This window comes from Pseudomonas sp. NFR09 (assembly GCF_900111535.1).
Lineage (GTDB): Bacteria > Pseudomonadota > Gammaproteobacteria > Pseudomonadales > Pseudomonadaceae > Aquipseudomonas > Aquipseudomonas extremorientalis.
The window spans coordinates 205904-218801 of the sequence record NZ_FOIH01000007.1; the positions used below are offsets into that span (position 1 = coordinate 205904).

The window sequence follows — 12898 nt, forward strand, 5'->3', positions numbered from 1 at the left end:
GATGCCTGCTATCCCTTTGGAGCATGGTCTGGCGGTCGCCGGCATCCTGTTCTGCCTTGGCCTGGTCGGCCTGATGGTCCGCCGTAACATTCTGTTCGTGTTGATGAGCCTGGAAATCATGATGAACGCTGCGGCACTGGCGTTCATCGTTGCGGGTGCACGTTGGGGCCAGCCGGATGGACAAGTCATGTTCATCCTGGTGATCAGCCTGGCAGCCGCCGAGGCCAGCATTGGCCTGGCGATCCTGCTGCAACTGTATCGTCGCTTCCACACGCTTGATATCGACGCTGCCAGTGAGATGCGCGGATGAACATGATCTTTCTGACTTTCGTATTTCCCCTGATCGGTTTCCTGCTGCTGTCGTTCTCCCGTGGACGCTGGTCGGAAAACCTGTCTGCCCTGGTGGGCGTGGGTTCCATTGGCCTGTCGGCGATCGTTGCCGCCTACGTCATCTGGCAATTCAACGTGGCACCGCCGGAAGGCGGTCACTACACCCTGGTGCTGTGGCAGTGGATGTCGGTGGAGGGCTTCAAGCCCAACTTCGCCCTCTACGTCGACGGCCTGTCGATCACCATGCTCGGCGTGGTGGTCGGCGTGGGCTTCCTGATCCACCTGTTCGCGTCCTGGTACATGCGCGGTGAAGCCGGTTACTCGCGCTTCTTCTCGTACACCAACCTGTTTATCGCCAGCATGCTGTTCCTGGTGCTCGGCGATAACCTGTTGTTCCTGTACTTCGGCTGGGAAGGCGTGGGCCTGTGCTCGTACCTGTTGATCGGTTTCTACTACAGCAACCGCAACAACGGTAACGCAGCACTCAAGGCCTTTATCGTCACCCGCATCGGCGACGTGTTCATGGCCATCGGCCTGTTCATCCTGTTCCAGCAAGTGGGCACGCTGAACATCCAGGAACTGCTGGTGCTGGCACCGCAGAAATTCCAGGTTGGCGACTTCTGGATCACCTTGGCCACCCTGATGCTGCTCGGCGGCGCCGTGGGTAAATCCGCGCAACTGCCCCTGCAAACCTGGCTGGCGGACGCGATGGCCGGCCCTACCCCGGTTTCCGCACTGATCCACGCCGCCACCATGGTAACCGCCGGCGTCTACCTGATCGCCCGTACCCACGGCCTGTTCACCCTGGCGCCGGACATCCTGCATCTGGTCGGCATCGTTGGTGGCGTGACCCTGGTCCTGGCTGGCTTCGCTGCCCTGGTACAGACCGACATCAAGCGCATCCTTGCCTACTCGACCATGAGCCAGATCGGCTACATGTTCCTGGCCCTGGGCGTTGGCGCCTGGGACGCGGCGATCTTCCACCTGATGACCCACGCCTTCTTCAAGGCCTTGCTGTTCCTCGCTTCCGGTGCGGTGATCGTGGCCTGCCACCACGAGCAGAACATCTTCAAGATGGGCGGCCTGTGGAAAAAACTGCCACTGGCCTATGCCAGCTTCATCGTCGGTGGTGCCGCCCTGGCCGCCCTGCCGCTGGTGACCGCCGGTTTCTACTCGAAGGATGAAATCCTCTGGGAAGCCTTCGCCAGCGGCAACCAGAACCTGCTGTACGCAGGCCTGGTGGGTGCGTTCATGACCTCGCTGTACACCTTCCGCCTGATCTTCATCACCTTCCACGGTGAAGCCAAGACCGAAGCTCACGCAGGCCACGGCATCTCGCACTGGTTGCCATTGTCGGTACTGATCATCCTGTCGACCTTCGTCGGCGCCATGATCACCCCGCCTCTGCACGGTGTACTGCCGCAAAGCGTCGGCCATGCCGGCGGCGAAGCCCAGCACAGCCTGGAAATCGCCTCGGGCGCCATCGCCATTGCCGGTATCCTGCTGGCGGCCTTGCTGTTCCTCGGCAAGCGTCGCTTCGTGACGGCCGTCGCCAACAGTGGCATCGGCCGCTTCCTGTCGGCCTGGTGGTTCGCCGCCTGGGGCTTCGACTGGATCTACGACAAACTGTTCGTAAAGCCTTACCTCGCCATCAGCCACATTCTGCGCAAGGACCCGCTCGACCAGACCATCGGTCTGATCCCGCGTGCCGCCAAGGCCGGTCACACCGCCCTGAGCCGCAGCGAGACTGGCCAACTGCGCTGGTATGCAGCCTCCATGGCGGCCGGTGCCGTGCTGGTAATCGGCGCCATCGTCGTGGTAGCGATATGACTATGAACATTGCGATCTTTGCGAACTTGCGAAAGGAAACGAGCCTGTCATGATTCTGCCCTGGCTAATCCTGATCCCCTTCATCGGCGGCCTGCTCTGCTGGATGGGTGAACGCTTCGGCGCCACCCTCCCCCGCTGGATTGCGTTGCTGACCATGTCCCTGGAACTCGCGCTCGGCCTCTGGCTGTGGGCCCATGGCGACTATTCATTTGCTCCGGCACCGGGTGTCGATCCGACCTTCGCGCTTGAATTCAAGCACGTGTGGATCCAGCGCTTCGGCATCAACGTGCACCTGGCCCTCGACGGCCTGTCGCTGTTGATGATCCTGCTGACCGGCCTGCTGGGTATCCTCTCGGTACTCTGCTCCTGGAAAGAGATCCAGCGTCACGTGGGTTTCTTCCACCTGAACCTGATGTGGATCCTGGGCGGTGTCGTCGGCGTGTTCCTCGCCCTCGACCTGTTCATGTTCTTCTTCTTCTGGGAAATGATGCTGGTGCCGATGTACTTCCTCATCGCGCTCTGGGGTCACAGTTCTTCGGACGGCAAGAAAACCCGGATCTACGCGGCGACCAAGTTCTTCATCTTCACCCAGGCTTCCGGCCTGATCATGTTGGTGGCGATCCTGGGCCTGGTACTGGTCAACTTCAATAACACCGGCGTGATTACCTTCAACTACGCCGACCTGTTGAAGACCAAGATGTCCCTGACCACCGAGTACATCCTGATGCTGGGTTTCTTCATCGCCTTCGCGGTGAAGCTGCCGGTGGTGCCGTTCCACTCCTGGCTGCCCGATGCGCACGCCCAGGCGCCGACTGCCGGTTCCGTGGACCTGGCCGGTATCCTGCTGAAGACTGCGGCCTACGGCCTGCTGCGTTTCGCCCTGCCGCTGTTCCCGAATGCCTCGGCCGAGTTCGCGCCGATCGCCATGACCCTGGGTCTGATCGGGATCTTCTACGGTGCGTTCCTGGCGTTCGCGCAAACCGACATCAAGCGTCTGATTGCCTTCTCGTCCGTTTCCCACATGGGCTTCGTACTGATCGGCATCTACTCCGGCAGCCAACTGGCGCTGCAGGGCGCGGTGATCCAGATGCTGGCCCACGGTGTCTCGGCCGCTGCCCTGTTTATCCTGAGTGGCCAGCTGTACGAGCGCCTGCACACCCGTGACATGCGTGAAATGGGTGGCGTGTGGTCGCGCATCGCCTACCTGCCGGCGATCAGCCTGTTCTTCGCCGCCGCGTCCCTGGGCTTGCCGGGCACCGGTAACTTCATCGGCGAGTTCCTGATCCTGATGGGTGCCTTCGTGCAAACGCCGTGGATCAGTGCGATTGCTACCTCCGGCCTGGTGTTCGGTTCGGTCTACTCGCTGATCATGATCCACCGCGCCTACTTCGGCCCGGCCAAGTCCGACACCGTCCTGCAAGGGATGGATGCTCGCGAACTGATCATGGTGCTCGGCCTTGCGGTACTGCTGATCTATATCGGCGTGTACCCGCAACCGTTCCTGGACACTTCTGCCGCAACGATGCATGGCGTGCAGCAGTGGTTCGGCACCGCCTTCTCTCAACTCGCTTCGGCCCGGTAAGAGCGCTATGGAATTCACGATCCAACACTTTATCGCGCTTGCGCCGCTGCTGATCACCAGCCTCACCATCGTGGTGGTGATGCTGGCAATCGCCTGGCGCCGCAATCACTCGCAAACGTTCCTGCTGTCCTGTGCCGGTCTGAACCTGGCCCTGCTGTCGATCATCCCGGCCCTCAAGGTCGCGCCATTGGCGGTCACGCCTTTGATGATGGTGGATGACTTCGCCCTGCTGTATATCGCGCTGATCCTGGTCGCGACCCTGGCCTGCGTCACCCTCGCCCACGCCTACATGGGCGAAGGCGGCACCGGTTACCCAGGCAACAAGGAAGAGCTGTACCTGCTGATCCTGCTGGCCGCGGCCGGTGGCATCGTGCTGGTCAGCGCACAGCACCTGGCCGGCCTGTTCATCGGCCTGGAACTGCTGTCGATCCCGACCTACGGCCTGGTGGCCTACGCGTTCTTCAACAAGCGCTCGCTGGAAGCCGGCATCAAGTACATGGTGCTGTCCGCCGCCGGTTCCGCGTTCCTGTTGTTCGGCATGGCCCTGCTCTACGCCGAAGCCGGCAGCCTGAGCTTCACCGGTATCGGCCACGCCCTGGCCACCACCAGCCTGCCTGCGCCGATTGCCCAACTGGGCCTGGCCATGATGCTGATCGGCCTGGCGTTCAAGCTGTCGCTGGTGCCGTTCCACCTGTGGACCCCGGACGTGTACGAAGGCGCCCCGGCGCCGGTGGCCGCGTTCCTGGCGACCGCGTCGAAGGTTGCGGTGTTTGCGGTGATGGTGCGTCTGTTCCAAATCTCGCCTGCTGCCAACACTGGCGTGCTGAGCAACGTGCTGACCGTGATCGCCATCGCGTCGATCCTGTTCGGTAACCTGCTGGCCCTGACCCAGAACAACCTCAAGCGTCTGCTGGGTTACTCGTCCATCGCTCACTTCGGCTACCTGCTGATCGCCCTGGTGGCGAGCAAAGGCCTGGCCGTGGAAGCCATGGGTGTGTACCTGGTCACCTACGTGATCACCAGCCTCGGCGCTTTCGGCGTGATCACCCTGATGTCCTCGCCGTTCAAAGGCCGTGACGCCGACGCCCTGTACGAGTACCGCGGCCTGTTCTGGCGCCGTCCGTACCTGACCGCCGTCCTGACCGTGATGATGCTGTCCCTGGCCGGTATTCCGCTCACGGCGGGCTTCATCGGCAAGTTCTACATCGTCGCCACCGGCGTCGAAGCGCACGAGTGGTGGTTGGTTGCCTCCCTGGTACTGGGCAGCGCCATCGGCGTGTTCTACTACCTGCGCGTGATGGTCACCCTGTACCTGATCGAGCCGAACCTGCGCCGTGTGGATGCCGAACTGCACTGGGAACAGAAGGCAGGCGGTGTAATGCTGCTGGCCATTGCCCTGCTCGCGTTCTTCCTGGGCGTGTACCCACAACCGCTGCTCACCCTGGTGCAGCACGCGGTGTTGGGCGTTTGATCGCTTAGCGGGATGCAGTCAACAAAACGGCGCCTTCGGGCGCCGTTTTGCATTCTGGGCAATGGGGTTCAAACACCCTCTTCAACTCACGGAAATTCCCTCTTCCACTCGCCTACTCATCTGGCATATGCACGCCGAAACCCGCCGTATGGTGTTTGAGTTTTAGGAAAGTTCCCACAGCCAGGTCACTTGACCATAAGCAGGTGGGCCACCAAACTCTACGTAGGCTACGTACAGAACATGGCTGCTCTATTTATCGAACTGCCGGCCTTCGAGCGGCATCGCAAGGACTATCTGAGTACGAGCTTTTCCAGGGTTTTCAACAAGAGTTGATGAAGAACCCGGAAGCAGGAGATGTGATCGAGGGAACAGGCGGACTGCGCAAGGTTCGCTTCATCGACGAGCGACGCAACAAAGGCAAGCGCGGTGGCCTGCGGGTCATTTACTACTGGTGGTCGGGCGGCACGCAATTCTGGCTGTTCACCCTGTACGGCAAGCACGAACAGGATGACCTGACACCACAGCACAAAAAAGCCCTAAAACACATGCTGGACAGGGAAATCAAAGCGAGAACACATCATGAAACGTGAAATCTTTTCCGAACTGGTCGAAGGCTTCGACGCCCTGGCAAACGAACGCCAGGGCAAAGTCACCCTGCGAACCCATAAGGTTCATCTCAATCAACTGGAGCCGCTTACCGCCGAGGAGGTGGTGGCCGTGCGTCAACAACTCAACCTCTCCCGGTCGGTGTTCGCCATGTACCTGCGCACCAACACCCGCACCCTGGAAAACTGGGAACAAGGTCGGGCCAAGCCAAATGCCCAGGCCGCCACCCTGATTCGCCTGGTGGCACGTTTCCCGGAAACCGTTGCGCAACTCGCTGCATTGGGTTGATCAACAAAGCCCCGACAGGTTCGGGGCTTTTTCATTCAGCACTATGGGCCGCCGAGCATGTTATGCGCAGCCACCCCCCCAGTCCTGGCGGTCCACTAGCGTTCGCGCAGGTGATACGGGGTGCGGTTCTGCAAGCGGATGCGAGTGGCCACGCCCAACGCGCCGAGGTGAAAATTGCCCAGGCCAGGGTCTGGTAGGCGATGCGGGGCATGGCCACCCTCTCTTCTGAGGATATGGAAAGCAGGTTCCACACTAAGGCAGCGACGCGACTGCGTTGAGGGTTTTGGCGGACACAGAGGGGGGCTGGCGGGGACAGTTGAACGTGGGCGTTGGCCACCCACGTCCGGGCGATGCACTTAGAACGCAATACCGACCTTGAACCCGTACTCATCTCGCTTGAGTTTGGTGTTGTCAGCCACTTCGGAGTTACCGTCGAGTTTGTACTCGGTGCGGGTGTAGTACAAGCCCGCGACCACCGGCAGGTCACCCTTCTGATTCATCAACAGGCTGACTTCGGCGTAGGGGTTGGTGCGGTCCTTGAGGTCCACGGTGTCGCTGCCGAAATCTTCCACCTTGAGCTTGGTACGACCGTCGATGGTGCGACGGGCGCCGGCTTCAAGACGCAGGGTCATGTCATCGAACTGGTGGTTATAGCCCAGGGCCGCCTTGGCGAACGGCGATTTGTTGGTGAGCTTCACGTCGAGGTCGTTGATCTCTGGCTCGTAGCGGGTCCAGCTGTAGCCACCGCCAACGATCACGTCGACAAAGTTGCGCGCATCCAGCGCGGCGCGCCAGCCGAGATCCAGGTCTGCCTGGCCTTCCTTGAGTTTGTTATCGCTCTTTTCGCCGTATTTGGCTTCGATACCGGCCTGGTAGATAAAGCCGGATTCGGCGGTGAGCTTGTTGCCGAAGTTGTAGAACAGGCCCGCCTCAGGCATGTGGCTCTTGTCGCTCTGGCTGCCGCCTTCGAATTTGAAGTCGTTGTAGCTGCCCAGGATCCCGAAGGTGGAGATCGGGTCGGTGGACGGTGCGGCGAACACCACGGCAGGCGCAGCGACCAGCGCCAGCAGCGAGGAACCCTTGAAGAGTTTTCCGAATAGCTTGGACATCGTTTTACATCTCCTTGTCTGGTGAGCAAATTATTCAGGAAACGGTTCGAACCCCGGCATGCGCCAAAGGTTCGAATTAATTTGCGTGAATTTGGAGGTAAAACGGTTCAGCGAGGCTCTATCTCAGTATTCCCGGGAGGCAGCCAGGACCAGGCCATCCAGGGTTTGCCGAAGCGTTGCCGTGTCCGGCACGCGAATCCTGAAGGTTTCAGTCAGCACCTGCACCACCTCATCGGCACTGCCAAGCGTGCGTTTTTCGCTCGGCCGGTCCAGGGAGTGGATCGCATAGTGGGTGTTGTTCAGGGTATGGCGCTTGCCCGGTGCCAGGCGTGCGACTTTCAGTTGGCCCACGAATACCGAATCCGGGTGGGTGGAGACGTACCAGTTGCCGATTTCGTAATCGATATCCGCCTGTACTTGCAGGTCGAACACATACAGCCCACGCCACTCCTCGGCCACTTGTGCCCACAAGGTGTAACTGCCCTGCCCGTCGAAAGTCAGGCGATACGGTTCATGGGCCGTGGCCTGCACCGCTTCGGTGTCCAGTTGCAACGGGCTGCTGGGCACCATGCCGCCAAAGCCGACATCGGTGATGTAGCGCACGCCGTCCAGGGTCACCAGGCTCAAACGATGGGTACGCGCCGTGCGTGCATCCGGCGCCCCGCCCATCACCACCCGGCCGGTGATGCCACGCGCCTCGAAGCCGAGTTCCTGCAGCAAGGCCAGGAACATCTGGTTCAGCTCATAGCAATAGCCGCCCCGCCCGTCCAACAGCACTTTTTGTTCGACACTGGGCAGGTCGATCGGCACCGGCAGGCGTATCAGGCTCGACAGGTTCTCGAAGGCAAAGCTGCACACGTGGCGCAGTTGCAGGGCCTGCAAGGTTTGCAGGGTGGGCGCCGGCGGCGTGTCATAACCCAGGCGTTGCAGGTAGAGACGGCTATGGGTCAGCAGAGGCATGGCGCGATCCTTGGGCACAGGAAGAAGGCATCACTATGCCGCGCCAACCTGCAGATTGTCATTTTGAATGAACCTTTTTGAACGCTGCCCTATCCATCTATAACAACACAGGGAGGCAACATGAGTACCGCAAAAATCTACACGATCAATTATCAGCTGCACGGTCAACCGAAAACCTTTGTGGTGCGTGCTGAAGTGATGAACAACGCCGAGGCCTGGCACTGGGCGGCGGTGGATGCCGATATTGCCCATGTCAGTCGCGTGGGGCGCGTGGGGCATGAGCAGGTCAAGAAAACCACCCGGCCCTGGGCGGAGAAGTTTGGGATTACGGATGTCACGTGGATCGCACCCAAGTAAGTGCACAGCCCCATCGTACAAGGTGGGGCTTTTAACACCCTCTGCAGTTGACCATTTGCCCATCATGAACAGGGCTAACGCTTCAGTGAAATCAATTCAATTTCACTCGACCCATGCGCTGCCTAAACTACATCCTAATTATTGATTCCAGAAATCAATCTGGCACCTGAACAACCCATCAGGTGTATTCCGGAAATCAGGATGTCAGGCCACAATGAACAGCGAGTTTGCCTTTACCCTCAAAACCCTGCGTTTCGACGAACATTATCAGCCCTCGAAAAACACGCGCATCACCACCAACTTTGCCAACTTGGCCAGGGGCAAAAGTCGCCAGGAGAATCTGCGCAATACATTGAGGATGATCAACAATCGTTTCAATGCGTTGGCGCAGTGGGATAACCCCAAGGGTGATCGCTACAGAGTGGAACTTGATATCGTCTCGGTTGAAATGGACATTGCCCCTGAACAGCGTGGCAACGCCATCCCGCTGATTGAAATATTGAAAACGACGATTGTCGATCAACACACCCATGAACGCATTGAGGGTATTGTCGGCAACAACTTTTCCTCCTACGTTCGCGACTACGATTTCAGCGTTGCCTTGTCAGCACACAACAAGAATCAGACCGAGTTCAGCACACCCGAGAACTTTGGCGACTTGCATGGAAAACTGTTCAAGCACTTCGTCAACTCAGACACGTACAAAGAAAACTTCAAGAAGCCGCCGGTGATCTGCCTGAGCGTTTCGAACACCAGGACCTATCATCGGACAGAAAACCAGCATCCTGTATTGGGCTTTGAATACCAACAGGACGCCTACTCCTTGACGGATGAGTACTTCAATAAAATGGGTTTGAAGGTTCGCTACTTCATGCCTTCAAACAGTGTTGCGCCGCTGGCCTTTTATTTTTCCGGTGATTTGCTGGCAGATTACAGCAATCTTGAACTCATCAGCACCATCAGCACCATGGACACTTTCCAGAAGATTTACCGGCCCGAGATTTACAATGCCAATTCTGCCGCCGGCAAATTCTACCGACCCAGCTTGAAGCACCAGGATTATTCACTGACATTGATTGTCTACGATCGAGAAGAACGCAGCCGCCTGGCGATTGAACAGGGAAAATTTGTTGAAGAGCACTTTATCAAACCCTACCAGGCTGTTCTTCAACAGTGGTCCGCCCACTGCGCGCTTTGACGCATTAATACTACAAGGTCATCCCTGATGAAAAAGTTGTTACCTACTTCGACCGCCGGCAGTTTGCCTAAACCTTCCTGGCTGGCTCAACCTGAAACACTGTGGTCACCCTGGAAACTGCAGGATGAGGCATTGACCGAGGGCAAACACGACGCCTTGCGCCTGTCCCTGCAGGAACAACAGCACGCGGGCATTGATATCGTCAGTGATGGTGAACAGACGCGCCAACACTTTGTGACGACGTTTATTGAACACCTCAGCGGTGTTGATTTCGAGAAACGCGAGACCGTGCGAATCCGTGATCGTTATGACGCAAGCGTGCCAACGGTCGTAGGGGCTGTTTCCCGCCAGAAACCCGTGTTTGTCGAAGACGCCAAGTTCTTGCGCCAGCAAACCAGTCAACCCATCAAGTGGGCGCTGCCTGGCCCCATGACGATGATCGACACGCTGTATGACAACCATTACAAGAGTCGTGAAAAGCTCGCCTGGGAATTCGCCAAAATCCTCAACCAGGAAGCCCTTGAATTAGAAGCCGCCGGGGTGGATATCATCCAATTCGACGAGCCCGCCTTCAACGTGTTCTTTGATGAGGTGAACGACTGGGGCGTGGCCACCCTGGAAAGGGCCATTGAAGGCCTCAAATGCGAAACCGCCGTGCATATTTGCTACGGCTACGGCATCAAAGCCAATACTGACTGGAAAAAGACGCTGGGATCAGAGTGGCGTCAATATGAAGAAGCCTTCCCCAAGCTGCAGCAATCCAGTATCGATATCGTCTCGCTGGAGTGTCACAACTCCCATGTGCCCATGGAGCTGATTGAACTTATCCGCGGCAAAAAAGTGATGGTCGGCGCCATCGACGTGGCCAGCCACACCATTGAAACACCCGAGGAAGTCGCCAACACCTTGAGAAAAGCACTGCAGTTTGTCGATGCCGACAAGCTCTACCCTTGCACGAACTGTGGCATGGCGCCGCTGCCTCGTCACATCGCCAGGGGCAAGCTGAATGCGTTGAGTGCCGGCGCAGCGATTGTCCGAAACGAACTCTCGAACCCGTACTGAGAATGCGCAAGGCCTGACGATGTCAGGCCTTGCCTGGCGCATTCGCACGTCCCCCCATTCAGGACCGCCCATGTCACCTCCCATCGAGCCCTCGCGCTTTCGAGAAGCCCTCGGGCACTACGCGTCCGGTATTACAGTGATTACCTCCCACGTTGACGGCGAGCCGATCGGCTTCACTTGCCAGTCGTTCTACAGCGTGTCGATGAGCCCGCCACTGGTGTCATTCAGCGTCATGTCCAATTCAGCCAGCTATCCGAGGATGCGCCAGGCCGGCCGGTTTGCCGTCAATATCCTGTCCGGCGAGCAGGTCAGGATTTCCAACCAGTTCGCTCGGCGAGGCACAGACAAGTGGCACAGCGTAGAGTGGCAGGCATCACCACTGGGCAATCCGCTCATTGCCGGCAGCCTGCACTGGCTGGATTGCGAAATTCACGCCGAACACGTCGCGGGTGATCACCTGATCGTGATCGGCGAAGTGAAAGCCATGAACCCGCCTGAAGCGACTGCTTCGCGGCCATTGCTGTACTTCAAAGGACAGTATCGCGACCTCGCCACGCACGATGCGTGTCGGCAAGAATGAGCCGCAAGGACCGTGGCCGGATCAAGTCTTCAAATCTCCCAGCGGATCGTAAGGTGGTTTGCGCTCGTCCTTGTCGGTATTTTTCTTATCCAACGGCGCGATAGCCGGGCCAATCGGGTCTACCTGCGGATCCGATACATCCGGTGAATCCGGATCAAACCCCAGTTCATCCTGAACACTGGAATGCTCGCCCGAAGCCGGGCCTTTTGATGTGTCACTCACGGCGTTCTCCTCATTTAAAGTGGGCGAGCCTTGTCATGGAGGCGTTCAAGGTCATCCTCGACGCGCTCCACGTCGTCTTCCTGGCGCTCCGCCGGGTCGTTGGGGCGCAACGCATCGTTGTCGCGCTCTTCCTCTCCGGGTGTGCGGTCAGGGTTCGGGGTACCGGGCGGTGGTTGCTTGTATTCGGGCATGATGGCTCACCTCAAAGGGTCTACATCAATTTAGAGAAACCGCCGTGCAGCATCGTTCAACTTGTTTGCCCAAGCGTGAGATGATGCCGGCCCCTTCTGGAGAAATGCCCCGGATGTTCGAGCTCAAACCCTGCGACCCTGTCACCTTCCGTCAACAGACCCGGCGCAGCACGCTGATCGTGGCCGTGTTGTTCGTCGCCCTGGCGATGCTGCTGTCGAGCCTGGCGGTGATGCTGTTTGGTGAGCCCGGCGGTGACAATTTCCGCTTCAATGTCGGCGGTGTGTTCGCCGGGGTGCTGATCACCATGGCCCTGATCCGTGGCCCGTTCTGGACCCAGGGGTGGCTCGCGCCGGCGGTGTATGGCTGGCAGCTCAAGCGCAGCCTGATGAGCGTGACCAATGTGATGCACAAGGTCATCGAGCGGGTGCAGGCCAATGACCCGGCGGCGATCAAGGTGCTGCGCTTCTACCACTTGGGCTTGACGCAGATGCATGAGCTGGAGGCCAACTCCAGCGCCCAGGTGCAGTTGGTAGCTGAGGTCGAGGCGCACAAGGCCAGGATGCAGGCGCTGGGGATCGACACCGAACAAACCCGTCTCGACCCCGCCTGGCTGGCAACCTTGAAAACCGCTTAAGCCAACTCGCCGATGCGCTGCTCGTCGGGCCAGAACAGCGCCGCCTGGCCACACGGCTGGGCGGCGTCATCGAGCAAGGTCCATACCACCCCGGCATGAATCATGAACGGCTGGTTGTGCGCATCCACCCGCCAACCGCTGTAGCCCTCGGCGATGCCGTTGGCGGTGACTTGCTCCAGCAGCAGCTGGCGCGCATCGCGGTCGAGGGCCGAAGCGCTGAAGCGTGAGGGCATGCCGATAAAGCTCTCGCGCGGGTATTTGAAGCACTGCAGGGCGCATTCATTCACATACGTAAATCGCGGATCTGCGCCGCCGTCATGGGCCAGCAGGCTGTAAGGTGCGTCGCGGTGCAGCCAGGCCAGGCGCTGTTGTGCGTCCAGGTGTGCCGGGGCCGGCAGTCCCTGGCCGGTCCAGTGTCGATAGGCCTTGTCCAGCACGTCTACGAAGCTTTCTTGAGAGGACACGTACAACCTCACA

Annotated in this window: 15 protein-coding genes and 2 pseudogenes; 11 read left to right on the forward strand and 6 right to left on the reverse strand. The window is 59.1% G+C overall.

Annotated features, from left to right (window positions below):
- Position 1: 1 nt before the first annotated feature.
- From nuoK to BMX59_RS17335, 6 genes and pseudogenes are all read left to right on the forward strand, one after another.
- Positions 2-310, forward strand: coding sequence for an NADH-quinone oxidoreductase subunit NuoK (gene nuoK / locus BMX59_RS17310; protein WP_003174727.1), 309 nt, complete (start codon positions 2-4; stop codon positions 308-310).
- Positions 307-2160, forward strand: a complete 1854-nt coding sequence (gene nuoL / locus BMX59_RS17315; RefSeq protein ID WP_071491906.1) for an NADH-quinone oxidoreductase subunit L — start codon at positions 307-309, stop codon at positions 2158-2160. The genes nuoK and nuoL overlap by 4 nt, the downstream gene beginning before the upstream one ends.
- Positions 2161-2209: 49 nt before the next feature.
- Entirely contained in the window at positions 2210-3742 is a 1533-nt protein-coding gene (gene nuoM / locus BMX59_RS17320; protein ID WP_010209575.1) for an NADH-quinone oxidoreductase subunit M, read from the forward strand.
- Positions 3743-3749: 7 nt separating this feature from the next.
- The gene (gene nuoN, locus BMX59_RS17325; protein WP_058425023.1) at positions 3750-5213 is read left to right on the forward strand and encodes an NADH-quinone oxidoreductase subunit NuoN; all 1464 of its coding nucleotides are present in this window, start codon (positions 3750-3752) and stop codon (positions 5211-5213) included.
- A gap of 240 nt (positions 5214-5453) precedes the next feature.
- Positions 5454-5803, forward strand: a pseudogene (locus BMX59_RS17330) (toxin).
- A complete protein-coding gene (locus BMX59_RS17335) occupies positions 5793-6107 on the forward strand; it encodes a helix-turn-helix domain-containing protein (RefSeq protein ID WP_071491908.1) in 315 nt (104 codons plus the stop codon). The pseudogene BMX59_RS17330 and the gene BMX59_RS17335 overlap by 11 nt, the downstream one beginning before the upstream one ends.
- 98 nt (positions 6108-6205) lie before the next feature.
- Here BMX59_RS17335 and BMX59_RS30815 read toward each other — a convergent pair.
- The 3 genes and pseudogenes from BMX59_RS30815 to BMX59_RS17345 form a co-directional block, all read right to left on the reverse strand.
- A pseudogene (locus BMX59_RS30815) lies at positions 6206-6274 on the reverse strand (hypothetical protein); the annotation flags it as partial.
- Between the two features lie 189 nt (positions 6275-6463).
- On the reverse strand, positions 6464-7216 hold the full coding sequence (locus tag BMX59_RS17340) for an outer membrane beta-barrel protein (RefSeq protein WP_093123849.1): 753 nt from the start codon (positions 7214-7216) through the stop codon (positions 6464-6466).
- Between the two features lie 123 nt (positions 7217-7339).
- Complete coding sequence (locus BMX59_RS17345) at positions 7340-8176, reverse strand: arylamine N-acetyltransferase family protein (protein ID WP_093123854.1); 837 nt, start codon at positions 8174-8176, stop codon at positions 7340-7342.
- Between the two features lie 120 nt (positions 8177-8296).
- Here BMX59_RS17345 and BMX59_RS17350 point away from each other — a divergent pair, with 120 nt between their 5' ends.
- The 4 genes from BMX59_RS17350 (at position 8297) to BMX59_RS17365 (ending at position 11373) form a co-directional block, all read left to right on the forward strand.
- Positions 8297-8533: a DUF6555 family protein gene (locus BMX59_RS17350; RefSeq protein WP_058425027.1), complete on the forward strand. Its 237-nt coding sequence runs from the start codon at positions 8297-8299 to the stop codon at positions 8531-8533.
- 214 nt (positions 8534-8747) lie between these two features.
- Entirely contained in the window at positions 8748-9731 is a 984-nt protein-coding gene (locus BMX59_RS17355) for a DUF1852 domain-containing protein (RefSeq protein WP_092245044.1), read from the forward strand.
- Positions 9732-9758: 27 nt separating this feature from the next.
- Positions 9759-10793: a methionine synthase gene (locus tag BMX59_RS17360; RefSeq protein ID WP_092245041.1), complete on the forward strand. Its 1035-nt coding sequence runs from the start codon at positions 9759-9761 to the stop codon at positions 10791-10793.
- A gap of 70 nt (positions 10794-10863) precedes the next feature.
- Positions 10864-11373, forward strand: a complete 510-nt coding sequence (locus tag BMX59_RS17365; RefSeq protein WP_093123862.1) for a flavin reductase family protein — start codon at positions 10864-10866, stop codon at positions 11371-11373.
- A 21-nt stretch (positions 11374-11394) separates the two neighbouring features.
- On the opposite strand, the gene BMX59_RS17370 is transcribed toward BMX59_RS17365, so the two are convergent.
- Together BMX59_RS17370 and BMX59_RS30490 are read right to left on the reverse strand one after the other, a co-directional pair.
- The gene (locus BMX59_RS17370) at positions 11395-11595 is read right to left on the reverse strand and encodes a DUF6021 family protein (protein WP_083351478.1); all 201 of its coding nucleotides are present in this window, start codon (positions 11593-11595) and stop codon (positions 11395-11397) included.
- A 14-nt stretch (positions 11596-11609) separates the two neighbouring features.
- Positions 11610-11786: a hypothetical protein gene (locus tag BMX59_RS30490; RefSeq protein WP_175486688.1), complete on the reverse strand. Its 177-nt coding sequence runs from the start codon at positions 11784-11786 to the stop codon at positions 11610-11612.
- Between the two features lie 113 nt (positions 11787-11899).
- On the opposite strand from BMX59_RS30490, the gene BMX59_RS17375 reads away from it, so the two are divergent.
- Positions 11900-12421, forward strand: a complete 522-nt coding sequence (locus BMX59_RS17375; RefSeq protein ID WP_092245035.1) for a DUF3087 family protein — start codon at positions 11900-11902, stop codon at positions 12419-12421.
- Here BMX59_RS17375 and BMX59_RS17380 read toward each other — a convergent pair.
- Entirely contained in the window at positions 12418-12885 is a 468-nt protein-coding gene (locus BMX59_RS17380; protein ID WP_256572974.1) for an MEKHLA domain-containing protein, read from the reverse strand. The two genes, BMX59_RS17375 and BMX59_RS17380, sit on opposite strands and share 4 nt — an antisense overlap.
- Positions 12886-12898: the final 13 nt, after the last annotated feature.